The following is a 23,729-nucleotide window of genomic DNA, read 5'->3' on the forward strand; positions in this document are numbered from 1 at the left end:
CCCCTTAGCGGCCCTGTTCGCTATGCTCGTCAGGCTGGCATCGCGATTGAGCAATCTGAGTCAGGATTGGCCGGCACCGCTCGGGCATAGTGGCGCCCGATTGAGGAGATTTGGCAGTGAATGGATCAAAGGCATCGGCCTACGCCGCGCGCTTCAATACGGTGTTTCGGTTTATCGACGAACACCTGTCCGAGGACCTGTCCCTGGAACGCCTGAGCCGGGTCGCGCATTTCTCGAAGTACCATTTCCACCGGCAGTTCTCGCTGTACGCCGGTACGAGTGTCGCCCGTTACATCCAGCTGATGCGACTGCGGCGGGCGTCCTATCGCCTGGCGTTTATGGGGGACATGTCGATCATCGAGATTGCGCTGGAAGCGGGGTTCGAGAATCCGGAATCGTTTTCCCGGGCCTTCAAGACCACCTTTGGTCAGACACCCTCCCAATTCCGCAAAGTCCCGGCCTGGCAGCCGTGGAACGAGCGGTTTCAATTGCCCCAAAGAGAGCGGAGACAACCTATGGACGTCAAGATTATTGAATTTCCCGAAACCCGTGTGGCAGTGCTTGAACACCGGGGCTCGCCGGCCCTGGTCAACGAGTCCGCCGCCCAATTCATCGAATGGCGCAAGCAGACGGGCCTGTCGCCGGTGGCCACCAGCGAGTCGATCGGCCTGGCCTGGGACGATCCCAACGCCACGCCGCCGGACCAGTTCCGGTTCGACATCTGCGGATCGGTCACCGAGCCCGTACCGGAGAACGAATTTGGCATCGTCAACAAGGTAATCCCGGCCGGGCGCTGCGCGGTGGTTCGCCATTTCGGTTCCCACGACCGGATGACCGAACCGGCCTATTACCTGTACCGGGAATGGTTGCCGGAAAGTGGTGAGGAGTTGCGGGACTTCCCCCTCTTCTTCCACTACCACAACCTGCTCCAGGATACGCCGGAGCACGAACTGGTGACCGACGTGTGCCTGCCGCTGGTGTGAACCGACTGAAACGGCCTTCTCCCGTTCGTGGCGAAGGCCGCTTTCCGGCGCTATAGATGCTGCAGCACGTTCACGATCTTGCCGAACGGATCGCGCACGAAAAAGCGCCGGACACCCCAGGGTTCCTCGACCGGCCCATAGTCGATCGGGACGTTCGCTGTATGAACCCGCTCCAGCACCTCGTCCAGATCATCCACTTCGATCGACAGATCCGGCACCAGTGTCCCGGAACCGCCTTCCGACGCCACGCCGAGTTGTACCGTCATGGACTCGCCAGAGCTGTAGGTCCGTAACCAGCCGTGGTCCATGATGATGTCCAGCCCAAAAATGGTTTCGTAGAAGGCCGCCGCCTTGGCGGGATCATCCGTCGCGATGTTGGGCACAATGCGTTTTACTTTCATGAGATCAGTCCTTTGACACTGGGTGGATGGACTATGGCGAGACGGCACCGACAAAGATAATCGACGCCGGTTGGTGCGTGGCCGGATCCAATGGCTCCCGGATGTCGACCAGACGCAAACCACGGTCGAGAAACAGATCCACCCAGCTTGCCAGGGTCCGGAAATACCAGGGCGCCGGGTCCACAAACGAGGGATCGAAGCCCTCCCAGGAGCCGTCCCTCCAACCGTCCTCATAGGGTTGATCGCCGCACGCGGCGACCGGGTGCAGGGTCTGGACGATGAATGCCCCTGCATTGCTCAGCAGCTGAGGGACGCTGGCAAATACGGTTTCGACCGACGTGTCTCCCAGCAGGGAGAAGTTGCAAACGACGGCGTCGAAGGCCTCCGACAACGAGCCATCGCCCAGGGCTTCGTAGGTCTTCACGCGAAAATCGCCGCCGCCCGCCGCCTGGGCCTGCCCCACCAGCGCCGGTATGGCATCGACACCCACCACGCGCTCAACGTCGGCCGACAACGCCCGGCATAACCAGCCCTCACCGCAGCCTACGTCCAACACGGACCGCGGAGAACGCTGCAACACGGCGGCCACGATGGCCTGGTTGGTCACGCGCTCCCGGCTGGCAATCTGCCCGCCCCGAACGGCCTCCGTCCAGGGCTCGGCGTTCTTACGCCAGGAATCGATGATCTTGGCGTCGCTGTGGGGATTCATGCACCGCTTTCCGGCTTCGATTCCAACAGCGCCTTCAACGAGGCCAGATCCGCCTCCACGGCCTGTCGATCTGCATCAAACTGATCCTCAGTCATGTCGTCCCGACGGAACAGGGTGAAGATAAACTCGCTCCCTTCGCCATTGGGCACAACGCGCATCGGGTTATGGACCGTCACGCCGGAATCCAGGGTGACGTCGTGGTCCATCACGCCGAATTCGTTGGTTCTGGCAAAGCGGATGGTCACCCGGCCAAACGGCGCGTCGACCAGCCAATCTTCGCCAGACGGGCGCACGTCAGAGCGGGCCAGCCCCGCGGCCCATTGCGGCAGATTCCGGGGATCCGAGGCAAAGGCATAGACAGCCTCCGGAGACCGTGCAATGTAGGTACTCACGTGACAAACAGCCTGCATACCGTCCTCCTTCCGATGACGATGTCGCCCTTTCAGGCGTCACGAGGTTGCGCGTCCATGGCCGCACAGAAGGCCTTCAGCCCTGCCAGCAACGCCCCCGACAACGCGGCATCCGCCTGGATGCCACGGCGGTCCAGCTCGCTGCCCAGCAGCGGCAATGCCACGTGCGCCTCTTCGACCAGGTTTCCTGACATGGTCGTAATCACCTCTTTCAGAGCGGCCTGGGCGTGGCCGGCCCGGGGCGACGTGTTGATCAGCATCACCGGCTTGAAGGGAAACTCGGTACCGCTCACTAGCCAGTCCAGCGCGTTTTTCATCGGGGCGCTGATGCCGTGGGCGTATTCCGGACTGGCGATGATCAGGCCCGAAGCCTCGGCCAGTTGCGCCTTCAGGTCGTCCAGTGCCGGGATCCAGTCGTCTTCCAGATCCGGATTGAACAGGGGCAAGTGGCCGATTTCGCCAATCACAATGTCCACATTGTCCGGCGCCAGCGCCCGCAGCGCCTTGATCGCTGCCGTGTTGTAGGAGCGCTGACGCAAACTGCCTGACAACGCCAGTAAACGGTACCCTTCCATCGCGTGTCCTGATTGTGGTTAGCCGGCCTGGGTCTGGCCTTCCATCGCCGCCGGATCCATCCAGAAGGCCTCCCAGACGTGGCCGTCCGGATCGGCCAGGCTGCGGCCGTACATGAATCCCAGATCCTGTTTCGGGTTGATATCGGCCGTGCCACCGCTTTTCGCGGCCGACTGGCTCAGCGCATCGACCTCCTTCCGGCCGTCACAGGCGAGGGCCAGCATCACTTCGCTGGACGTGGCCGGCGGAATCGGACGATCGGTGAAGGTGCGCCACTTATCGTGAGTCAGCAGCATGACAAAAATCGACTCGCTCCACACCATGCAGGCGGCCGTCTCGTCGGTAAACTGCGGGTTATTCTCGAAACCCAGGGCGCTATAAAACGCCATGGACGCGGGCAAGTCGGCAACTGGCAGGTTCACAAAGATCATACGGGACATAATAATTTCTCCAGGTTATCCATCAGACAACAGCCTCATGCTGTTCTCCACTGGTCGGATGACCCCGCGCCTTTTCGACAGGCTCCGGAAAAATGGCAGCGACCCGTTTCGGTTCCAGCATCGATGGGTGACTTTGACGTAAAACGTAGGCCACACCCGCCCGTCTTTCTAATACGGAATCCACAACCTGGTCATTCTGCTAACCGGATACCAACCCGACTACTTGCGAACGGTGCCCTTGCGCGGGCGGCCGTATAGCGCCCTCAGTTCGTCCTTCGCCGCTTCAAGAACCTCACGCTGCGACTCGGGCATGTTCTTCCCGGCCCGGTTCAGATAGAACGTCAGCATCGACATGGCGGAACGATAGGGATCCGATTTGCGCTTCTGACTGTTTTCAGCGGACCGTTTCAGGGATTGTGCGATGGCCTTCGGGTCCTCAAGCGTGAACACGCCCTCTTCCAGATCCAGGGCATCACTGGATTCGGTGACCCGCTGGGACCAGCCCTCGGTGGCCGCCTGATGGCCCTGTTTCTGAGACTCCGACATCTCACCGCCCTCCGTGTTCGGATGAATTGGCTCCCTGCCGTCAGCGTAACGGTTCCCGACGCTCCCGATGAAGCCCTACCCAACACTACAGATCGAAAAACAACCCGACGGTCTGCACCTCGCTTTCCAGATCCGACAAGTAGAGGTGCCAGAGAATATCCTCATCCGCTCGTTCGTAACGCACGCGCCACAGCACAAGATGTTCCTTGACCTTCGCGAAGTGGCCGAGGTATTCAATCGAGCGTACATTACCGAACGGCTCGAGATTGGCCGCGGCCTCTTCGAACTCTTCCTGCGGCACCTTGCCCCGGATGGTCGGCACCTGGGCCAGCAGGTGGTCGTAGTCTGAATTCAGGTGGGCGGTGATAATCTGTTCAATGATCGGTCGGCCGATGGCCTCCGCGTTGTCGCTCGTGATCAGGCGTTCCATGCTCGTGTCTCCTGGTTCCACGCAAAAGGATGAGTGGCGCAGTCGGGTATTACGCCACCAGAGCAGTGTGCCCTGACAACGCCAAGTTGGCGAGATACCCGATCACATCGAAAGCACCTCAATCTTGACGTTGATCAGCCCCAACGACGTGTTCGCAATGCGACGGAACGCGGATTTGGAGAGATCAATGATGCGACCCGATACGAACGGCCCACGATCGTTGATTTCGACGACGACGCTTTTACCGTTTTGGACGTTGGTGACTTTGACGGTCGAGCCGAACGGCAATGTTTTATGGGCTGCGGTAAGGCGCTCGTGCTTGTAGATGTCCCCACTGGCCGTCTTTCGGTTTTGCAGGCTGTCCGCGTAATACGAGGCTTGCCCTGTTTCCGTATAGCCCACGCGATTGCCGCCAGCACCGGATTGGACGGTCGAACACCCTGCCATCAGAGTGAGGACCGCAATAGCCCATATCGTTCTTGGAGTGAATGCCATGATGTGAGTCTTTGACGATGGTCAGGTGGGACCTATCCTGGCGGCGACGGCGGGCAATGACGAGTTAAAAGAAGGTTAGAGAACAGTCTCGTCGTGATGAACGCTGCTCTCAAACCGAGTCAGGATATCCCGGACGTCCTCGGGCACGGCCGCCTGATCAACGGGGTCGCCGGCAAGTTGTTTCACCGCTGCGATGGATTCAAACCAGACGATGGCCCGTTCAAAACGCGCGTGGCTTGTCCTACTTTGCGTTCCACTCATAGACGGTCACGACCGACGACCCGGAGGTGTGCACCGGATCGCGGAACGCCAGAGCCTCGGCCTCATCCTTGCTGGCCGCCCGGATCAGGTAGGCACCGCCGGATTTGTCGGTAAACGGGCCGGCGAGTTCCAGTTTGCCCTGTTGGCGAAGGTCGTCGAGGAAAGCATAGTGGGCATCGATGACGCCCGGATCGAATTCCGGAGTCCGAAAGGTGGTGACCAGGTAGAACATGGTATTGGCTCTCTTGGGTTGTAAATCGGTGCAAAACTCGGGTGGAATAAGATCCTAAACCTTCCTGCCACCACTCGGCTCAGCGATCGCATCAAAGTCGACCAGATTCCAGGGCCGTGCCTTGCTGCGATAGATACGCTTCTTGAGGTCGGGGTAGTCGGCCATATCGTGGTCCCGGCGTTCGCCGACAACAATGCACTTTAGCACCGCGTCGCCGTTATTCCGCAGCGCATGGGCCTCGCCGCCGGCCCGATAGCCGATAAAATCCCCGGCGCTCACCTGCACGGTCTCATCGCCAATCCGCGCCTCCGCCGTGCCTTCCAGGATGTAGACGCACTCATCCTCATCATAGTGCCGGTGAAATTCCGTGGACTCCCGACCCGGCTGCACTTCGATGATGTGAAAACCGAAGCCTGTAATGCCGGTCAGATCGCCGAGGGACTTGTTGGTCCGCCTTGCGTTGTCATTGAGGAAATGGGTTTTCTCGATACCTTCGAACTGGTCGATATCGGCTTTGGTGAGGTGGTATTTGTCCATGGTGTTTGCCTGTTGTTCGATGAAGCAAGCCGCCTCCCGGACGATCCTGACCTGCTTCCAGTCTCGCCCACACGGGCCAACCTACAACGCTAATTCCAACCAAACGGTTTAGGGTCTGTTTGCTCAAGGAATTCCTCTGACAGCCCAGCCAATAAGGATTCATCGGCGAGCCCTCTAGCCCTCATGGCCGTCAATTGCATCGCAGCCTTTGATCGACTGTGATAATCGAATATGAGCGCCATCTCTTTGTCTCGATTTCGAACGAGCTTGTACAGAAGAAGATAGCGATTGTGGACATGCTCTTCCGTGTTCGATATGACCTCTTCGAACTCTTCAAGCGCTTGGCTACAGAAGCGTTCGATGGCTTTCTCCTTGATCACTTTGAATTTCTTCCAATCACTCTCTTTCATGGGAATCTCATGCTTTTATCCGGCAAAGATTTTAGGCCATTCTGGATCTGCGAAGCGGCGAAAAGGTCGTACGCCAATTGTCGTGGTCAATCAGATACCCACTCATAACACCTCCCTGATTCATTGCCGCGGCCGCTTCAGACAGATAACGAAGCAGCCGTAAAACCGTCAAGCCTTTTGCCAAAAGATTTCCTGCGGCCTCGACGTCTAACCTACAGGCGCGCTGCTTTTTCGCGTCCGACGGAACGACCTTTTAGATACCCGGTTGACCACAACACCATGACAGCCCCCAAAACCACAAACGGCAAGCTCAGATATTGGCCGACACTCAATAACTGCCCTGACGGATAGGCAGCCTGGTGAACCTTATAGAATTCAAGTGCGAAGCGCGCAGAGAATACGAGCATCAGGAATACACCAAACAGGAGACCGTGTGGTGTGCGCTGCCCTAACCGCCGGTATAGGACGGCCAATATCAAGAATACGACCAGATACGCGACCGCTTCATAGAGCTGTACGGGATGGCGAGGCAACTTATCGACCGCTTCGAACACCACGCCCCATCCCCCGGAGGTGGGAATACCGACAATTTCCGAGTTGAGGAAATTGGCAACCCGTACAAACACAGCCCCTAATGCGGCCGGAACACTCACCCGGTCAACGAGCCAGAGAAATGGCATTCTGGGCCTTAGTACCCGGGTACCAAGCCAAAGGCTGAGCAGCATCCCCGCAGCGCCACCATGGCTCGCAAGACCGCCTTCCCATAGACGAAGAATCGCCAACGGGTGTGAAAGGTAGTACTGCGGATCGTAGAACAAGCAATGAGCCAATCTCGCGCCCACAATGGTTCCCAGCAGTGCATACAGCAACAGGCGCTCGGCGTTTTCCTGGGGAATCCCTTCGGCCTTGAACATCCGAGTGAGCAGCGCTTGGCCGGCCAGAAAGGCTCCAACGAACAGGAGGCCATACCACCGGATAACCAACGGTCCAACGGCAATCAAAACAGGATCGAAATTCCAATGAATTATCATGTTCTCGCGTATCTCATGAAAACTGTCGAGGGGAGCTAGTGCCTGCCCTGAACCGCCCTTTAACGGCGAAACCACCGCTCTGAAAAACGGGCCTGGCTCGGCGTGTGCCTCTTGACGCGGGGGAGTCCACGTCCGCCAACAGCCGCTGGTCAAATGCTTGAATGCGCATTTGCGTGCGCATAAACTGAAGTGGTGCATTAAACAGCCACACGGAGGCTCCGATGGCCGAACTTTATAACGCAGCCGCACCCAAGAAAGCAGCTAACCTGTCAATTAATAGCGATTTGCTGCGTAAGGCCCGGGACCTGAAGGTTAACTTGTCCGCTACCCTGGAGCGAGCCCTGAAGGAAGAGCTTGCCAAACGCGAGGCAGCCCAGTGGGTCGAAGCAAATCGCGCGGCGATAAAAAGCTACAATGATTTCGTCGAACAACACGGATGCTTCGGCGACGAATTCAGGGACTTTTGATGGCACAGTTCGATGTGTATCCCAACCCAAGCAAAACAAGCAAAACGCACTACCCGTATCTTGTCGATATTCAAAGCAGCCTGTTGAGTGAACTGACAACTCGCATCGTCATCCCTTTGGGGAAGCGGTCTGCCTTTGGTGGCGAAGCCATGCAAGGACTCACGCCGGAAGTCAGCTTTGCCGACCAGGAACTTCTACTGTTAACCCCGCAAATTTCCTCGGTCTCAGAAAAGCATCTCAAGAACCCCGTTGGCACTTTATCGCATTTCAGAGATCAGATTGTTGGAGCCCTGGACTTGGCTGTCACTGGTATTTAACGCCAGCCACAAACCGCGCCCTGACAAGGGCATCCGGTGGAGGTCGAAGGCCGGAACGTATTTAATGGCATTGTTAGAAACCTACAAAGCAACGTCATGGTGATGGACTGTTTCCTCGTAGTGCGACATGAGCGCCTTTACTTGTTCCGGGACGACGGCCTGCTCGAAATTTGCGCCAGCAAAGTTCTTTACGGCCTCGAGCGACTCAAACCAGAATACAGTTGTGAATTCCACATTTTGCTCTGTTTCACGCCGTAGCAGATTGGTACTGACGTACCCCTCAACCCCCTGCGTAACTTTTGGGAGAACAGTATTCTTGAAAAGCTCTTCGTAGACCGAGGCATTTTCGTGAGTGGTCCATCCTTTCCAAATTCGAGCAATCACTTCAATCTCTCCCTGATTTCTATGGCTGAAATAAGCAGCCCGACAGGGAAGCCCAACGTCAGCTGCAGCACCTTGTTACGCGTTTTTTTAAAAAACATCGTGATGTTCGAAAACCCAAGCTCTAAAATCCTGAGTTTTTCTTGCTCCATTTAGTACACCTGAATCGATAATCTGGCGATAAGCTTCCTCTCCAGCGCTTTGAAATAGTGCGCTAAACTCCTCCTGCGCTGAACCACATTCCGAATCAGTTAAGTTACGCATGTAGTTTTTGTATTTATTGATCTTCTCTAGCGTAGATTGCCATTTCTCTTGCCAAATCTTGCTATTGTAATTTAGATCAAAGTATTCCCAGTCTTGGTTATTCCAGCGGATACCTTCCCCCATTATCTCTTCCATAGATTCTCCGGACTTAGAATATGAATCTACGGTTGATTGAAAGGATTCTTCAGAGCCTGCCCCTACGTGGAAATAGCCTTCCTCTGCAAGTATCTCTACCGCGAAACCAAAGAATTTCTCGTCAGCATGCTTATTGAAAAAGTCTTCAATGCTTGGGATTGCAGCACTTACTAGTGCAACTACCAATTCATCCTTTTTAACTGGTTCCATGGTACTTTCTACTCCTAGAGCGCATAACGGCGCGCTCACCGGAAATTTTGGTGCGTAGCGGAAAAATTGTCCGAGTGCAGCGCTTTGTTATGTACTGCTTGCACGCTTGTATTTCGTGGCCTTTTCAGCAATTCCTAGGCTAAGTTGACCATTAGCGTTTTTTGTTTCCCTATTTTCTACATGCGCTACATATTCATCTAGCACACCTAAATATTTGGCTACTTCTTTCAAGGAAAGGCGCCTTAGTATTTCAGCGGTAATTGGTCTTTTCTCCTCCCAAAAAATACTCGCGTTGTAAAACTTTCTAGCCGGCTCAGAGACAAGAAGAGAGTGTACAAACTTCGCCTCGCTCTCTGTGTTAAATGAAAGGAAATTGACGGTATCATCGAAGATGACAGGCTTTCCATCGATTGGACCAACCAGACAGAAATTTAGCTTTTTGTATAGTCCTGATATAGCCACCTTCCAAGGAAGGAAGGTGTATTCACCAACGCCAAAAATGGAAAACCTTGGCTTTCCACGGTATATCGAACTCTTTCTAGAATCCAATAGCTCAGCATGATCCTCGAGATATTTGTATGTTTTAGGAGCTTCAGACCTTATTCTATCTGTGTTTTCACCTACAAATTTTTGGGTCGCCACTACCCAACGTCTGCAAATATCTGTTCTTGAATTACCAATATCTGAACTTTTCAGAAGCGGATAAACGAATGTTGGCTCCACGTCGACTTTATTTTTGAAACCATTTTCATAAGCACCATTCTGCTTGGTTAGCTCCATTACTTTCGAACAATCATGCTTTAGTCCTGAGCGCCAAACATAGACTGAATCTTGCCCTCGGAGACCTCTGTATTTTTCATAGGTATCAATATCCCTGACAACAAACCCGTCCCTTTCGCCAATGACATAAGCTGGGTTAGTAGCCTCGAGACTGTCAAAAACCTCACAATCCGCATTGCCGATGTCGGTTGTAAGGACAAACAAACATGCGTCAACGGCAGCGGAGAAATGCTTCATCGCATCAATTGAATAGATATGCCCAAATAGACGGTGCTCCTTGCTCTGCCGCAGCTTGCGCATAATCTTACGCGCGACTGAATACTTGCATAGCATCGCCAACGCGCCATCATGTTTTTCAAGCCATTCAACATGACGAAGTAGCATCCACTCAGATATATCAAAGTTACCTGACCCTGTTATAGCTTCGATCCCACGCCGCCCTTGAAAGTTAGTTTTTTCGGGAAGATTCTCGCTATTGAGAATGCCTAATTCACTACTAGTTACCCATGGAGGATTGCCGAGAACTAGAAGGCTTCCTGTATTCCGATTTAGCATCTCTTCCCAGTCCAATAAAAAGAAATCACCTTGGTTAATAGAAACCCGCTCGGCGTGACTTGGCTCAACGGATGCTCTGGCATCCGATACGTACTCTGGATTTACTTCATACCCTACGACTTTAGATTCAGTGAAACCACTCAAAGCAGCTCGCACGAATGCGCCTTTTCCGCAAGTTGGCTCAATTATCAAGTCGGGCGAAATTTGATGATTCCTTTTTAGAACCTCAACGACTTGTGTGGCTAATTCGTTCGGAGTTTGAAAATCACCAAACTGCCATTTGTCTAACGTCTTTGCCATATCACCTAATCCTTAGAACGCCATCGACGTCACCAGCCTTATCGATCACCCTTCGATATTGAAGCCTCCATTGCAAAGCATTAGATATAGTCAAATACCCAACCTTAGGCGGGTGTTTAAGGATTCTCTCTGCCAGTTCATTTGCACTAATCTCGTCAAGCGGAAGATTTCTTTCAACCAAAAATGCGCTGATATCATCAAGATTCCCGTCTCTATCCAGTATTTCTACAAGTCCTTTGGTAGTCTGGAAATCAGCGGTTGCTTCTTTTTCAACGAAAATTGTGTGCTTCATATCTAGCCTGCCAGTCCGATTTTCGTGATCGTCATACTTCTCGTAAACAAATACAAGTAGACTATAACCAAGCCCATAAACTTTTTGAGTAGCCGACTTGAAAGGGCACGACGATTGAGGCTGTTTTATGCTTGTAACCTTTATATCCACGCCCAACCCAGGCAAATCAATGCCCGATGCAGAGTTGCCTTCTTGATAAGAGTAGCTCTCAGCAAGGTAGGCGGTGAATTTGTGCTCTAGGTAAGTTCCAACCGCCTTTCCGTCAGTAACTCCGTATAACGTAGGCTCGTCATATTTCGTCTCAATTTCCGCAAATTTTGCAGCCTCTTTTCCAAGCTGCTCAATAGTTAATTCTTTCTTCATGTTACCTCTAGTGTGGGTTGTACATAACCGTGATTAGACCGCGTTCCCTGATATTGAATAGACGAGCGTTCGGTATAACATCCCGGATCGACGGCCCCAGCCTTTCCTCTTTATCCAACCTGAACAACAGCTTAGCCAGTCTCCAGCCTCACCGCCATGCCATATCGTGACTTCTTATTTTCGTGCATCCAATATCCCATCTACTGACGCCGTAACGATGCCATCCACTCCAACACCCCTTCACTCGCCGTCTTGCGAATCACCCTCGCCCGGGACACGCTCGCTTCCCCCGGATCGATCACGGTGATGGGCACATCAAAGTCCACGCAGTTGACCAACCCGGCAGCCGGGTAGACCTGCAGCGAGGTGCCGACGATCAGAAGCTGGTCGGCGGTGCTGACGACTTCGGCGGCGGTTTCGATCATAGGGACAGCTTCGCCGAACCAGACAACGTGGGGGCGGAGTTGGCCGCCGCGTTCGCAGGTGTCGCCAATATGGATGTCGTTGTAGCCGATGTCGTAGAGGCGATTCTCATCGTGGACGCTGCGGGCCTGGGTGAGCTGGCCGTGGAGGTGGACCACACTCGTGGAGCCGGCGCGTTCGTGCAAGTCGTCGATGTTCTGGGTGACGATGGTGACGCGGTAGTCTTTCTCCAGTTCCGCCAGCGCGTGATGGGCCGGGTTGGGCTGGGCGTCTTTGAGTTGTCGGCGGCGGTCGTTGTAGAAGCGCAGAACCAGCTCAGGATCGCGCTGAAACGCCTCGGGCGTGGCAACGTCCTGGACGTTGTGTTTTTCCCAGAGGCCGTCGTTGTCGCGGAAGGTGGCGATGCCGCTTTCGGCACTCATGCCGGCGCCGGTGAGGACGACGATGTGTTGTTTCATGGAGGTCTCCGGAATGCTTGGCTTTCCGGGGACTTTAGCACTTGAGGGCCTGGGCGTGGAGTCGTGGGCAGCCACTGTGATGCAGTTCGCGAGGCTCACCGACATCCTGCAGGAATTAGGCGGCGGGTGGGGTTTGGCCATCCACCGCCACGGTGTCACAGGTCGAAAATCTTGCCCGGGTTGATGATCCCCTTGGGATCGAACACCTGCTTGATGCCCTTGAGGTAGGCGATCTCCGCTTCACTGCGGGTGTATTGCAGGTAGGGCTTCTTGGTCATGCCCACGCCGTGCTCGGCGGAGACGCTGCCGTTGTAGCGTTCGACGATCTCGAACACCCACTTGTTGACCTGCTGGCACTTCTCGAAGAAGTCTTCCTTGGCCATGTCCTCGGGTTTGAGGATGTTCAGGTGCAGGTTGCCGTCGCCGATGTGGCCGAACCAGATGATCTCGAAATCCGGGTAGTGCTCGGTGACCACGGCGTCGATTTCCTGCAGGAAGCCGGGCACCTTGGAAACGATCACGGAGATGTCGTTCTTGTAGGGCGTGCGCGGGGCAATGGACTCGGAGATGCCTTCACGCAGCATCCACAGGTTCTTGGCCTGGGTCTCGCTCTGGCTGATGGCGCCATCCAGCACCCAGCCGTTCTCGACACACTGTTCGAACAGGCCCATGGCCTCGTCCATCACCTGGTCGGAAATGGCTTCAAACTCGAGCAACGCGTAGTACGGGGCTTCGGTCTCGAACGGGGCCTGCACCTGGCCATGGGCTAGCACGTGCTGCATGGCCTGGTGCGAGAAGAATTCGTAGGCGGTCAGGTCGATCTGCTTCTGGAACGTCTGCAGGACGTCCATGGTGTTGGTCAGGTCGTTCAGGCCGAGGACCAGTACGGTCAGGTTGTCCGGCTTGCGGGTCAGCTTCATGGTGGCTTCGGTGATGAAGCCCAGCGTGCCCTCGGCGCCGATGAACAGGTGGCGCAGGTCGTAGCCGGTGTTGTTCTTTTCCAGGTCCTTGTTCAGTTCCAGGATGTCGCCCTTGCCGGTCACGACGGTCAGGCCGGCGACCCAATCGCGGCTCATGCCATAACGGATGACCTTGATGCCACCGGCGTTGGTGGAGAGGTTACCGCCCAGCTGGCTGGAGCCGGCGGAGGCGAAGTCCACCGGGTAATACAGGTCGTTCTCTTCGGCGAAATTCTGCAGCTGTTCGGTGATGACGCCCGCCTGGCAGTGAACCGTCCGGTCGCTGGCGTTGAAATCGAGGATCTGGTTCATGTAATCGAACGCCACTACCACTTCACCGTTGGCGGCCACGGCACCGGCACTCAGGCCGGTCCGGCCGCCGGAAGGCACCAGTGCGACCTGGTTCTCGTTGGCGAAGCGGACGATGGCCTGCACCTGCTCGGTGGTCTTGGGGAAAACGATCGCCACCGGCTTGGGCGCGTAGATCTTGGTCCAGTCCTTGCCGTAGGTATCGAGATCGGCGGGATCGGTCAGGACCTTACCGTCGTCAACGAGGGATTTGAGGGCGTCAACAATCTGGTCGGGCGTCATGGCACTCTCGGTCGCACTGTCGGATTACAGGGGGCAATGGACGGTGGCGGCCCAGGGTGAAAGCGCTTGCGCGAGCGGCTTCACAGCCTGATGACTGACGTCACCGAACACAATGTACAAACGGGCGATTATGGTATCATACCCGCCCTGTTCTGCGACCCTGCCGTCAAAAAGCCCGGCAGGCGCACGGTTTACATTACGCGACGAAAGGTCTGGAAAGCCCATGGCAAACACGTCCCTCGACAAAAGCAAGATCAAGATCCTGCTGCTTGAAGGCGTTCATCAGTCTGCACTGGATACACTGCATGAAGCGGGTTACACCAACATCGAGTACCTGACGCACTCCCTCGGAGACGAGGAGCTGAAGGAAAAGATCGCTGATGCGCACTTTATTGGCATCCGTTCCCGCACCCAGCTCACCGAGGAGGTCTTCGAGGCCGCCAACAAGCTGGTGGCCGTGGGCTGTTTCTGTATCGGTACCAACCAGGTCAACCTGAAGGCCGCTACCCAGCGTGGCGTGGCCGTTTTCAACGCGCCCTTCTCCAACACCCGTTCCGTCGCCGAGCTGGTTCTGGCCCAGGCCATCCTGCTGCTGCGCGGTATCCCGGAGAAGAACGCCAAGGCGCACCGTGGCGACTGGATCAAGTCCGCCAAGAACAGCTACGAGATCCGTGGCAAGAAGCTGGGCATCATCGGCTACGGCAACATCGGCACCCAGTTCAGCGTGCTGGCCGAGGCGCTGGGCATGGACGTCTACTTCTACGACGTGGTCTCCAAGCTGTCGATCGGTAACGCCAAGCAGGTCAACTCCCTCAAGGAGCTGCTGAACATTGCCGACGTGGTGAGCCTGCACGTTCCGGAAACGCCGGCCACTCGCTACATGTTCGGCGCCGAGCAACTGGCCCAGATGAAGCCGGGCAGCATCCTGATGAACGCCTCACGCGGCACCGTGGTGGACATCGAAGCGCTGACCGAGACCATGAAGAGCGGCAAGCTGCTGGGCGCGGCCATTGACGTGTTCCCGGTTGAGCCGAAGTCCAACGAGGAAGAGTTCGTGTCTCCACTGCGCGAATTCGACAACGTGATCCTGACTCCGCACATCGGTGGTTCCACCATCGAAGCGCAGGAAAACATCGGTCGCGAAGTGGCCGAGAAGCTGGCCATGTACAGCGACAACGGCACCACCGTCTCCTCCGTGAACTTCCCGGAAGTGGCTCTGCCGTCACACCCGAACCAGCATCGCCTGCTGCACATCCACGAGAACATCCCGGGCGTGATGTCCGAAATCAACCACGTGTTCTCGGACAACGGCATCAACATCTGTGGCCAGTACCTGCAAACGCAGGAAGACATTGGCTACGTGGTCATCGATGTCGACAAGGAATACGGCGAACTGGCGCTGGAGAAGCTCAAGTCGGTCCGTGGCACCATCCGCTGCCGCGTCCTGTTCTGAGTGTCGGCGTTTCGCTGATTGAAAAGCCGGGCCCAGCCCGGCTTTTTTGTGCCTGCACGCCAACCTGTCGCCTCCCTGAACCTACCTCCTTTACCTTTTCTTAATCTCGTCAGGCCTGTTCTGACCTTGTTTCGTCACACCATCAGCCTAAAGTCTTTCACTGTATTGGGGAAAATCGCCTCAAATTCTGCAGTCACAAGGAGAAGACCATGTCTTTGAAAGACACGCTCATGACGAAACTGGAAACCCAGACCGAGTACTGGAGCAAGCAGATCGACAGCCTACGCGCCCAGTCGGAAGAGAAGATGGCCAAGGCCAAGGATGAGCAAGCGGAGGCGGAGATTCAGGAAGACTTCGCCAAGCGCATCCAGGAACTGGAAGACAACGTGGAAAGCGCCCGTCAGAAAATGGGCGAGCTGCGCGAGGCCGGTGAGGATCGTCTCAGCGACCTGAAGAAGCGGGTTGAGGAGTGGTTGCCGAGTAATACGAACTAACCCGAAGGCAGCGCCCGCTCATGTAGCCGACGCTTTAGCTTCGGAGCAGCCCATCGGGCTGCCGGGTTTCCTCGAAGGGTAAAGAAGGCCCCTTCGGCGCCTCAGAAGCTGAAGCATCTGCTACATGCTCGAGGAAACCGAAAACTATCACGGATCTTTCGGCATAAAAAAAGCGGAGACCTCCCGGAGGGCTCCGCTTTTTTGTGGCCGGCGGGGTGATTAACCCTGCATCGGCACCAGGGTCAGCTCGACCCGGCGGTTCTGGGCCCGGCCGGATTCGGTGCTGTTGGAGGCAATCGGGTTATTCTCGCCGTGACCCGTGGCCCGGGTACGGTTGGAGGCGATGCCCTGGTTGAGCAGGAAGTCGCGCACGGATGAGGCGCGGCGTTCGCTCAGCAGCTGGTTGTAGGACGCCGAGCCGGTGCTGTCGGTGTAACCGTCGATCTGGATGATGGTCTCGTCGTACTCTTCCAGCACCAGTGAGACGGATTCCAGCACGTCCGTGAAGGATGACCGGATGGACGACTGATCCACGTCAAACGTGATGTTGCCCGGCATGATCAGCTGGATCTGGTTGCCGTTGCGCTGGACGCGCACGCCGGTGCCTTCCAGCTTGTGGCGCAGGTCGGCTTCCTGACGGTCCATGTAGTAGCCGATACCACCGCCTGCGGCACCACCGGCCGCCGCGCCGATCAGGGCGCCCTTGCCGCGGTCGCTCTTGCTGGACGTTGCGGCACCGATAGCCGCGCCGGTGACCGCACCGATCACGCTACCCTTGGTCGCGTTGGAGACTTTCTCTTCGCCCGTGTAGGGATCGTACGTCATACACCCGTTCAGCGTAACGACCGCTACGGACAGGGCCATGATTGTTTTTTTCATCCTACTGCTCCTTCCTCTACATCTATCAGGCGCCGGCTGCCCGCTGGGGCTCGGCCAGGCCGCTACATCCTTCAATGAAGGCGTTAATGGTCACGCTGAACACCGTTGCCTGCAGATCCGTCGCCTCGTTAACGAGGTGATGGCGCCCGTTCGGCAGGCGGCGCTCAGAGACCGATGAAAATTTGTTCCTGATAATTCTCAGGTTGTGTTGCCAGTCGACCGTCATGTCCTTCTCCCCCTGGATGACCGTCACGGCATAATGCACCGGCTTGGCGGCTTCGATCCCCGGCACCCACTTGCGCAGTGCCGTCACCCAGTTCACATGGACCGCCCGGGCCTGTAGCGGATCGTGTTCCCGCAGGAACCGGAGAAACCGGGAATTCCCGCTGTTCTCCGAAAACATCCGCCGCCAGCTGGTCATGAATGGTCGCACCAGGCTGTGCAGGATCTTGGCTCCAATCCAGCCGTTGGGTCGCACCAGGGGCGCCAACAGCACCACGTGCCGGAACTCGGCCGTGCCCCTGGGTACGTTTTGAAGCAGGTAGTCGATCAGCACACCGCCACCGGTACTCTGCCCCACCGCAAACCAGGGTCCATCCACCCGGTGGCGCACGGCCTCCAGGATATCCAGCAATACCTGCTGGTACTCGGCAAAGCTGCCAATGGATGCGGGCGTGCCACTGGACAGACCGTGTCCGGGCTGGTCGTACGCCAGCACGTTGAAACCGGCGCTCAGGCAGCGGTCAATCAACTGGCTGTATAGACCGACGTGGTCAAAATAACCGTGCAGGATGAAGACGGTGCCGCGGGCTTTGGGGATCCTATAATAGTGGATCGCAACCCGGTGCTTACCCGCTTCCAGGTTACCCAGGGTGTATTCCACGGCCGGATGCTCAACCCACAGATCCAGACCATAGAAGCGGCAGTAAGCGGCCACTTCCTGGCTGAGCCCGTCCTGACAGGCTCCCTTCTGCTTGCTGACCTCAAAGGCCGGCAGCTGAGCGATCAGGCTCGCCCGTTCCCAGTCGGGCATATCCAGGTTGTCTGTCTTCCAATACACAGTGGTTCGCCGTCGGTTGCGTATTCTACGTAGAGGGCTGAAAACCCGGTATTACGTCTCTGTCATCTCGGGCGCGGTCTCGTCGGGCCAGTCGCCGGAGGCGGAAACGTCTACATTAGCACATCACAGCCTCCGTTCAGTGACCCGTGAAGGCCGGATTGACTGAAATGGTGTCTTTGCAACAGAAACCAGCCAACTGATCTGGTGAGTGGATGCATAATCATATACAACATCCTGTCTGACACGTGCTCGCTTCCCTGACCCTGTTCCCGGGAAGCGCTTAACAACAATCGGAGATCGCGATGCTGCAAACGGCGTTGCAGGCCAGTCTGCGGCTTAGTCTGCAGACCCTGGTCAAACCCTTTTTGACGCCCCGGATGCCGGTCTCGGTGCTGCGGGCCCTGATCCGGCAGGCCTATCGACTGTCGCCGCCACCGAAAGAGGCCCGATTCGAGGCGTCGGTGATCGACGGCGTCCCCTACAACCGGGTCACCTGCGGCCCCAGTGAGACTGAGAGTGCCATGCTCTACCTGCACGGCGGCGCTTTCACCATCGGCTCAGCGGACACCCATCGGGGCCTGACCGGGCACCTGGCCCAGGCCACGGGTGCAGCGGTCTATGCACCGGATTACCGGCTGGCGCCGGAGCACGTGTACCCGGCCGCGCTGGAAGATGCCCTGACCCTGTATCGCCACCTGCTGAGCCAGGGCTACCTGACGGACCGGATCAGCATTGCCGGCGACTCTGCGGGTGGCGGCCTGGCTCTGGCGCTGGCCGTGCGCCTGAAACAGGACAAGCTGCCCCTGCCGGGCGCGCTCGTCATGCTCTCTCCCTGGCTCGACCTGACCCATCGCCAGATGCATACCCCGCAAGTGGAACCGGTCCTGCAACTGGGCTGGATCAAAGCAGCGGCGGACGACTACCGGGGCGATCTGCCCCTGGACGATCCCCGCATCTCGCCGATCAACGCCGACCTGTCAGGCCTGCCCCCGATGCTGATCCAGGTCGGTAGCCAGGAAATCCTGCTGAACGATGCCCGGCGTCTGGCCAAGAAGGCCCGGGAAGCGGGCGCGGCGGTCACCCTGCAGGAATTCGACAAGCTCTGGCACGTTTTCCAGATCCACGCGGGCCCACTGGATGCGGCCAATCGGGCCATCGAGCAGATCGCCCGATTCCTCAGTCAAAACAATAAGGAATGACGATGCAGAAAACGATGCTGATTACCGGCGCGGGCGCCGGCATCGGAGCCGCCACGGCTCGACGGTTTTCCCGGGAAGGCTGGCGCCTGGGGCTGTTGGATATCCAAGAAGCGGCCGTTTCAGCCCTGAACGAGGAACTCGGTGGCCAGCACTGGCACCGGGGCGTGGACGTCACCGACAGCGCGGCCATCGGCGATGCGCTCACGGCCTTTGGTGAATTTGCCCATGGCCAGCTCCACCTGCTGTTCAACTGCGCCGGCATCCTGCGGATCGGGGAATTCGAGACCATCCCGGGCGACGATCACCGCCGCATTATGGAGATCAACGTCATCGCCCTGATGGACGTCACCCAACAGGCTTTCCCACTGCTGAAAGCAACGCCGGGATCCCGGGTGATCAACATGAGTTCGGCCTCGGCCCTGTACGGCACGCCCTACTTCGCCAGCTACTCGGCGTCCAAGTTTGCGGTTCGCGGGCTGACGGAAGCGCTCAATATCGAGTGGAAGGAACACGACATCACCGTGCAAGACATGATGCCGCCTTTCGTGAAAACGAAGATGGTGACCGATCAGACCTTCCAGGCCCCGATCATCGAGCGACTGGGTGTGAACCTGCAGGCCGAGGACATTGCCGAGGCGGTCTGGAAAGCGCACCAGGGCGATGAGATCCATAACCCGGTGAGCCTGCAGTTCAAATCCCTGGTGTTCGGCAGCAAGTGGTTGCCCAATGCCTTTACACGGCAGCTGATCGGTCTGCTCAGCAAGCGCTGATCACACGTCCACATCCTGCAAGCGCAGGCGGCCAGCGACCAGATCCTCCTTGCGCTTGCGCGACCACTGCTTGAGCGCATACTCAAGCTGCGCCGCCCGGGTGCGCTCGCCGATGGCTTCGGCGAACGCCAAGGTCAGCGGCCCCTTGCCGCGCAGACTCCTGGCAGCGCGCGGGCCGCCGGACTGGTGTTCGGAAAAGCGCCGTTCCACATCCGTGGTGATCCCGGTATACAGTGCCCCGCTCCGGGTCCTTACCAGGTAAAGGTGCCAGGTGCTCACGCGGCGGTTGTCTCCGGAGAGACTTTGCGGCCACGCTGCTGGTACCAGAGACCGGCCACAATCAGCACCAGCCCCACATAGGTGGAGTTGAAGATGGTTTCGCCAAGAATGAAGTGAATAAACACCAGCGACAGGAAGGGGGAGATAAAAATCAGGTTACTGACCTGCGACGTGTTCTCCGCCCGCTTCATGGCAAACATCCACAATACGAACGAAATCCCCATCTCGAACACCCCGATGTAGAACGACGCCAGCATGGCCGTGGAGGACGCTTCGGGCACCCCGTCGGTCGCCAGGCAGATGCCAATGATGAACGGCAGCCCGAACAGGAAGTTGAGGAACAGGCCCACCAGCGGATCGCGGGTGTCCCGGGTGTTGGCGATCCAGTAGAACGCCCAGATCACGGTGCTGGCCAAGGCGAGGATCACGCCCAGCGGGTCGGAGAAATGCAGGCCCAGGATATCGCCCCGGGTGGCAATCACCACCACGCCGCCATAGCACAGCAACCCGGCCAGGAAATCCGAGCGCCCCAGTCGCTGCCCCAGCAGCGGGACCGACAGGTAGGTCAGCGTCAACGCCCAGGTGTAGTTGAGCGGCTGAGCTTCCTGCGCCGGCAACCGGGCAAAGGCGCCGAACAGCACCAGATAGTAGAGCACCGGATTCATCAGCCCGAACACCAGCGAAGCCAGGTACTGCTTCCGGTTCAGGCGGAACAGCTCCCCCACCTTCTTCTGCGTCACCAGAATCACGGCCAGCACGACCACGGACACACTGCAGGCGATCAGCATCAACTGAACCGGCGTCATCTCCCGCAGTGACAACTTGAAGGCCGTCGCCACCGTGGACCACAGCAATACGGTCGCACCGCCAAACATCAGGGCGTGTTTTTGGTTTTTCATGGAACTCCGGATTCGGTTTCAGAGGACGGTCCAGACGCCGCAGGATAGCGGAGACCCCGGTATGACGCCACCGCGCGGGATGCCTGTCGATTTTATGGACGGAGTATGTGGAAATCTTAATTTGAACGGGTTTCCGGTCGTGGCAATGTGAGCCCAATCCGATCCGGATGGATGGCCTTCCTGTTTTTGCGCTCCGTCCGGGAACCGGGCTTGCTGACCGGTCAAAGGCGTGGGCCGGCGGCTGTCCTTCACCCTCCAGAAGGAGACTCCGATGAAAACCCTGATGACTTCCGTTGCTGTATCCATGGCACTTCTGGCATCCGGCCCGGCGCTGGCTGCAGACACCCAGTCACAATCCCAGGAATACCAGAACCCGGCTGCAACCGGCACTCAGAAAACCGATTACTCCGATAAGGAGCTGAAACAGTTCATCAAGGTTCAGAAAGACATTTCTTCGATCCGCGAGGAATACATTCCGCAGATCAAGAAGGAAGGCGACAAGTCCAAGGTTCGCAAACTCCAGATCGAAGCGAACGACAAGATGGTCGCGGCCATCCAGGACAAAGGCATGGACATCCCGACCTATAATGCCATCGCCAAGGCCTACCAGAGCCAGCCGAAAGTCCGTCATCGCGTCGAAGCGCTGATGTAATCCCGGCTTTTTGCTTCAGGCACAAAAAACCCCGCCATCGAGCGGGGTTTTTTGTGGGCGTCTGTTCTTCCCTATTTCATTAAACCGGGCAGGAACAGTGCGATCTGCGGGAACACGATCAGCAACACCGTGGACAGCAACAGCAGCACGATAAACGGCGGCGTGCCCCGGATCACATCCAGGTAGGGTCGCCTGAAGATCGCCACGGCGGTGAAGATGTCGCAGCCGAACGGCGGCGTGGCTGAACCGATTGCAGCCTGCAGTGTCACCAGTGTCCCCACCAGCACCGGGTCGATCCCCGCGGCCGCCACAGCCGGCGAGAAGATCGGCGTCAGGATCAGGATCACCACGATGGGGTCCACGAACATGCAGCCGACGAAGTACGAGATCGAGATCAGCGCAAGGATGAAATAGGGACTGTCAGCGGCGTTGGCGACCACATCGCCCAGCAGCAGGTCCGGGATCTTGGCGAAGGAAATCACCCAGGAGAACGCCGTACCGGCGGCCACCAGGATAAACACCACCGCCGTGATCAGACCCGTGGAGAGCGCCACCGACGGCAGGTCGCTGATTTTCACCTGACGGAAGATGACCATCTCCAGCAACAGGGCATAGGCCACAGACATGGCAGCCGCTTCGGTGGGACTGAACATCCCGGAATAGATGCCGCCGATGATGATGACCGGAAAGCCCATGGGCAGCGCGGCTTTCTTCAAGGCGGTCACGCGCTCGGACCAACTGGCCTTCGGCATCACGGGAATCTTGAGCCGCACTGACCGGTAGTAGCAATAGATGGAGAACAGCGCCAGGATCATCAGCCCCGGTCCGATACCGGCGATGAACAGGTCACCCACCGACGTGCCCGAAACCACGCCGTAAATGATCATGCCGATGGACGGCGGGATTAGCAGCGCAATGTCACTGGCATTGATGATCAACGCGATGGCGAACTTGTCCGAGTAGCCCGCCTCAATCAGCTTGGGGCGCAGCGGCTGACCCATCGCGACAACCGTCGCCTGGGTGGAACCGGACACCGCCCCGAACAGCGTGCAGGACATCGCGGTGGTCATCGGCAGACCGCCGCGCAGGTGCCCGACGAATTTCTGCACCAGATCCAGCAGGCGATCCGCGGTGTGCCCCTTGATCATGATATCGGCGGCCAATATGAACATGGGCACCGCGACCAGCACCGACTGGGAGATGCCCCCAATCATCTGCTGGATAATGACCGACCCTTCAAGGAACGGGAACTGGGAAAACAACAACACCATGGCGCCCACCAGCAGTGGCACCATCATGGGGAACCCCATCAGCAGCAGCACAATCATGACCACAGCCACGACAATCGCCATGGAAGCGGTCGACATGCCGGCCAAACCCAATGCAGCCATCACGTTATCCATTGGATTGACCTCCTTCGCCGGCGTGTTTCTTCTCGGCGGCCGTCACCTGTTCTTCGTAGTAGTCCTGCTCCTCTGTCGACAGGCCTCCTTCGACGGCCAGTTCCTCTTCGTACTCGTCCCGGTGATGCCACGACAACCACGCGCCATCGCTGATCAGGTTGCGCACGCCCGCCAGGAAGAACTGGACTGAACCGACGAACAAACCGATGGGAACGATCAGGTAGGGAATCCAGAGGGGAAACTGCATCGACGGCATCACCCGCCCCGATTTATACAGGCTCTGGATGTAGTCGATGGAGTAGACCGCCAGCAGGGCGAGCAGTGCACACGAAAAAAAACTGACAAACGTCAGCAGGATTTTCTGCCCCAACGGCGGCAGAAGGTCGTGGACGGCCGACACCCGGATATGGCGCGCATTGCGCACCCCGTGTCCGACACCAACAAACGTGACGATAACGACCAGCAATTGCGCCAGTTCGTCAACGAAAGACAGGCTGTGCCCCATATTGCGGGCAAACACACCGACAATGGCCGCGAGGGCCATCAAGAGAATACCGACGATGAGGATACCCTGCTCAATCACATTGAGACCGGTATCGATCATATGAAAGGGCCCTTTCTTTTTTCCCTTTCCCTGCTTTGGGCCATCGGACGCGCCCCTGGGTTCTGCCATGGTTTCGCTCCATTT

At 57.4% G+C, this 23,729-nt stretch carries 32 protein-coding genes; 8 read left to right on the forward strand and 24 right to left on the reverse strand.

Annotated elements, in window-relative coordinates:
* Positions 1-116 precede the first annotated feature (116 nt).
* Positions 117-983 (forward strand): GyrI-like domain-containing protein, encoded by an 867-nt coding sequence (locus EB809_RS00895; protein WP_123632686.1) that lies wholly within the window; start codon positions 117-119, stop codon positions 981-983.
* Between the two features lie 50 nt (positions 984-1,033).
* Here the strand turns inward: EB809_RS00895 and EB809_RS00900 are convergent, their stop codons facing one another.
* The 12 genes from EB809_RS00900 to lgt form a co-directional block, all read right to left on the reverse strand.
* A complete protein-coding gene (locus EB809_RS00900; RefSeq protein ID WP_123632687.1) occupies positions 1,034-1,384 on the reverse strand; it encodes a VOC family protein in 351 nt (116 codons plus the stop codon).
* Positions 1,385-1,415: 31 nt separating this feature from the next.
* Positions 1,416-2,093 carry a class I SAM-dependent DNA methyltransferase gene (locus EB809_RS00905; RefSeq protein ID WP_123632688.1) on the reverse strand — a complete coding sequence of 226 codons (678 nt, stop codon included), beginning with the start codon at positions 2,091-2,093 and terminating at the stop codon, positions 1,416-1,418.
* On the reverse strand, positions 2,090-2,503 hold the full coding sequence (locus EB809_RS00910) for an SRPBCC family protein (RefSeq protein ID WP_123632689.1): 414 nt from the start codon (positions 2,501-2,503) through the stop codon (positions 2,090-2,092). The genes EB809_RS00905 and EB809_RS00910 overlap by 4 nt, the downstream gene beginning before the upstream one ends.
* Before the next feature lie 32 nt (positions 2,504-2,535).
* Positions 2,536-3,078: an NADPH-dependent FMN reductase gene (locus tag EB809_RS00915; protein ID WP_123632690.1), complete on the reverse strand. Its 543-nt coding sequence runs from the start codon at positions 3,076-3,078 to the stop codon at positions 2,536-2,538.
* Between the two features lie 18 nt (positions 3,079-3,096).
* Positions 3,097-3,516 carry a VOC family protein gene (locus EB809_RS00920; RefSeq protein ID WP_123632691.1) on the reverse strand — a complete coding sequence of 140 codons (420 nt, stop codon included), beginning with the start codon at positions 3,514-3,516 and terminating at the stop codon, positions 3,097-3,099.
* 219 nt (positions 3,517-3,735) lie between these two features.
* Positions 3,736-4,062 (reverse strand): DUF3175 domain-containing protein, encoded by a 327-nt coding sequence (locus tag EB809_RS00925; protein WP_123632692.1) that lies wholly within the window; start codon positions 4,060-4,062, stop codon positions 3,736-3,738.
* Positions 4,063-4,147: 85 nt separating this feature from the next.
* Positions 4,148-4,492, reverse strand: coding sequence for a hypothetical protein (locus tag EB809_RS00930; protein WP_123632693.1), 345 nt, complete (start codon positions 4,490-4,492; stop codon positions 4,148-4,150).
* 102 nt (positions 4,493-4,594) lie between these two features.
* A complete protein-coding gene (locus EB809_RS00935; protein WP_123632694.1) occupies positions 4,595-4,987 on the reverse strand; it encodes a septal ring lytic transglycosylase RlpA family protein in 393 nt (130 codons plus the stop codon).
* A gap of 241 nt (positions 4,988-5,228) precedes the next feature.
* Positions 5,229-5,480, reverse strand: a complete 252-nt coding sequence (locus EB809_RS00940; RefSeq protein WP_123632695.1) for a YciI family protein — start codon at positions 5,478-5,480, stop codon at positions 5,229-5,231.
* Between the two features lie 54 nt (positions 5,481-5,534).
* Complete coding sequence (locus EB809_RS00945; RefSeq protein WP_123632696.1) at positions 5,535-6,017, reverse strand: cupin domain-containing protein; 483 nt, start codon at positions 6,015-6,017, stop codon at positions 5,535-5,537.
* Positions 6,018-6,106: 89 nt separating this feature from the next.
* Entirely contained in the window at positions 6,107-6,427 is a 321-nt protein-coding gene (locus EB809_RS00950; RefSeq protein WP_123632697.1) for a hypothetical protein, read from the reverse strand.
* A 212-nt stretch (positions 6,428-6,639) separates the two neighbouring features.
* Complete coding sequence (lgt, locus tag EB809_RS00955; RefSeq protein ID WP_123632698.1) at positions 6,640-7,458, reverse strand: prolipoprotein diacylglyceryl transferase; 819 nt, start codon at positions 7,456-7,458, stop codon at positions 6,640-6,642.
* Between the two features lie 221 nt (positions 7,459-7,679).
* On the opposite strand from lgt, the gene EB809_RS00960 reads away from it, so the two are divergent.
* Together EB809_RS00960 and EB809_RS00965 are read left to right on the forward strand one after the other, a co-directional pair.
* Positions 7,680-7,925 (forward strand): type II toxin-antitoxin system CcdA family antitoxin, encoded by a 246-nt coding sequence (locus EB809_RS00960; protein WP_123632699.1) that lies wholly within the window; start codon positions 7,680-7,682, stop codon positions 7,923-7,925.
* Positions 7,925-8,242 (forward strand): CcdB family protein, encoded by a 318-nt coding sequence (locus tag EB809_RS00965; RefSeq protein ID WP_123632700.1) that lies wholly within the window; start codon positions 7,925-7,927, stop codon positions 8,240-8,242. Before EB809_RS00960 ends, EB809_RS00965 begins: the two co-directional genes overlap by 1 nt.
* Positions 8,243-8,323: 81 nt before the next feature.
* Here EB809_RS00965 and EB809_RS00970 read toward each other — a convergent pair whose 3' ends face one another.
* From EB809_RS00970 to EB809_RS00995, 6 genes are all read right to left on the reverse strand, one after another.
* Positions 8,324-8,626, reverse strand: coding sequence for an antibiotic biosynthesis monooxygenase (locus tag EB809_RS00970; protein ID WP_123632701.1), 303 nt, complete (start codon positions 8,624-8,626; stop codon positions 8,324-8,326).
* Positions 8,627-8,713: 87 nt separating this feature from the next.
* On the reverse strand, positions 8,714-9,232 hold the full coding sequence (locus EB809_RS00975) for a DUF4303 domain-containing protein (RefSeq protein WP_123632702.1): 519 nt from the start codon (positions 9,230-9,232) through the stop codon (positions 8,714-8,716).
* 87 nt (positions 9,233-9,319) lie between these two features.
* Positions 9,320-10,867 carry a class I SAM-dependent methyltransferase gene (locus tag EB809_RS00980; protein ID WP_123632703.1) on the reverse strand — a complete coding sequence of 516 codons (1,548 nt, stop codon included), beginning with the start codon at positions 10,865-10,867 and terminating at the stop codon, positions 9,320-9,322.
* 1 nt (position 10,868) lies between these two features.
* On the reverse strand, positions 10,869-11,522 hold the full coding sequence (locus tag EB809_RS00985) for a restriction endonuclease (protein ID WP_123632704.1): 654 nt from the start codon (positions 11,520-11,522) through the stop codon (positions 10,869-10,871).
* Between the two features lie 200 nt (positions 11,523-11,722).
* Positions 11,723-12,403, reverse strand: a complete 681-nt coding sequence (locus tag EB809_RS00990; protein WP_123632705.1) for an SIR2 family NAD-dependent protein deacylase — start codon at positions 12,401-12,403, stop codon at positions 11,723-11,725.
* A gap of 155 nt (positions 12,404-12,558) precedes the next feature.
* The gene (locus EB809_RS00995; protein ID WP_123632706.1) at positions 12,559-13,953 is read right to left on the reverse strand and encodes an FAD-binding oxidoreductase; all 1,395 of its coding nucleotides are present in this window, start codon (positions 13,951-13,953) and stop codon (positions 12,559-12,561) included.
* Positions 13,954-14,176: 223 nt separating this feature from the next.
* Here EB809_RS00995 and serA point away from each other — a divergent pair, with 223 nt between their 5' ends.
* Positions 14,177-15,406 (forward strand): phosphoglycerate dehydrogenase, encoded by a 1,230-nt coding sequence (gene serA / locus EB809_RS01000; protein ID WP_123632707.1) that lies wholly within the window; start codon positions 14,177-14,179, stop codon positions 15,404-15,406.
* A gap of 209 nt (positions 15,407-15,615) precedes the next feature.
* Positions 15,616-15,900 carry a hypothetical protein gene (locus tag EB809_RS01005; protein WP_123632708.1) on the forward strand — a complete coding sequence of 95 codons (285 nt, stop codon included), beginning with the start codon at positions 15,616-15,618 and terminating at the stop codon, positions 15,898-15,900.
* A gap of 219 nt (positions 15,901-16,119) precedes the next feature.
* On the opposite strand, the gene EB809_RS01010 is transcribed toward EB809_RS01005, so the two are convergent.
* Positions 16,120-16,779, reverse strand: coding sequence for an OmpA family protein (locus EB809_RS01010; protein WP_123632709.1), 660 nt, complete (start codon positions 16,777-16,779; stop codon positions 16,120-16,122).
* 25 nt (positions 16,780-16,804) lie between these two features.
* Positions 16,805-17,839 (reverse strand): alpha/beta hydrolase, encoded by a 1,035-nt coding sequence (locus EB809_RS01015; RefSeq protein ID WP_123632710.1) that lies wholly within the window; start codon positions 17,837-17,839, stop codon positions 16,805-16,807.
* 302 nt (positions 17,840-18,141) lie between these two features.
* Here EB809_RS01015 and EB809_RS01020 point away from each other — a divergent pair, with 302 nt between their 5' ends.
* Together EB809_RS01020 and EB809_RS01025 are read left to right on the forward strand one after the other, a co-directional pair.
* Positions 18,142-19,038, forward strand: a complete 897-nt coding sequence (locus tag EB809_RS01020; RefSeq protein WP_123632711.1) for an alpha/beta hydrolase — start codon at positions 18,142-18,144, stop codon at positions 19,036-19,038.
* Between the two features lie 2 nt (positions 19,039-19,040).
* Positions 19,041-19,808, forward strand: coding sequence for an SDR family oxidoreductase (locus EB809_RS01025; protein WP_223807756.1), 768 nt, complete (start codon positions 19,041-19,043; stop codon positions 19,806-19,808).
* On the opposite strand, the gene EB809_RS01030 is transcribed toward EB809_RS01025, so the two are convergent.
* Entirely contained in the window at positions 19,809-20,087 is a 279-nt protein-coding gene (locus tag EB809_RS01030) for a GIY-YIG nuclease family protein (protein ID WP_123632712.1), read from the reverse strand.
* Positions 20,084-20,986, reverse strand: a complete 903-nt coding sequence (locus EB809_RS01035; RefSeq protein WP_123632713.1) for a DMT family transporter — start codon at positions 20,984-20,986, stop codon at positions 20,084-20,086. Before EB809_RS01035 ends, EB809_RS01030 begins: the two co-directional genes overlap by 4 nt.
* A 271-nt stretch (positions 20,987-21,257) precedes the next feature.
* On the opposite strand from EB809_RS01035, the gene EB809_RS01040 reads away from it, so the two are divergent.
* Positions 21,258-21,638, forward strand: coding sequence for a DUF4168 domain-containing protein (locus EB809_RS01040; RefSeq protein ID WP_123632714.1), 381 nt, complete (start codon positions 21,258-21,260; stop codon positions 21,636-21,638).
* Positions 21,639-21,709: 71 nt separating this feature from the next.
* Here the strand turns inward: EB809_RS01040 and EB809_RS01045 are convergent, their stop codons facing one another.
* On the reverse strand, positions 21,710-22,990 hold the full coding sequence (locus EB809_RS01045; protein ID WP_123633032.1) for a TRAP transporter large permease: 1,281 nt from the start codon (positions 22,988-22,990) through the stop codon (positions 21,710-21,712).
* A gap of 43 nt (positions 22,991-23,033) precedes the next feature.
* Positions 23,034-23,714, reverse strand: coding sequence for a TRAP transporter small permease (locus EB809_RS01050; protein ID WP_123632715.1), 681 nt, complete (start codon positions 23,712-23,714; stop codon positions 23,034-23,036).
* Positions 23,715-23,729 lie beyond the last annotated feature (15 nt).

Origin of the sequence: Marinobacter sp. R17 (assembly GCF_003789045.1) — a bacterium.
Lineage (GTDB): Bacteria > Pseudomonadota > Gammaproteobacteria > Pseudomonadales > Oleiphilaceae > Marinobacter_A > Marinobacter_A mangrovi.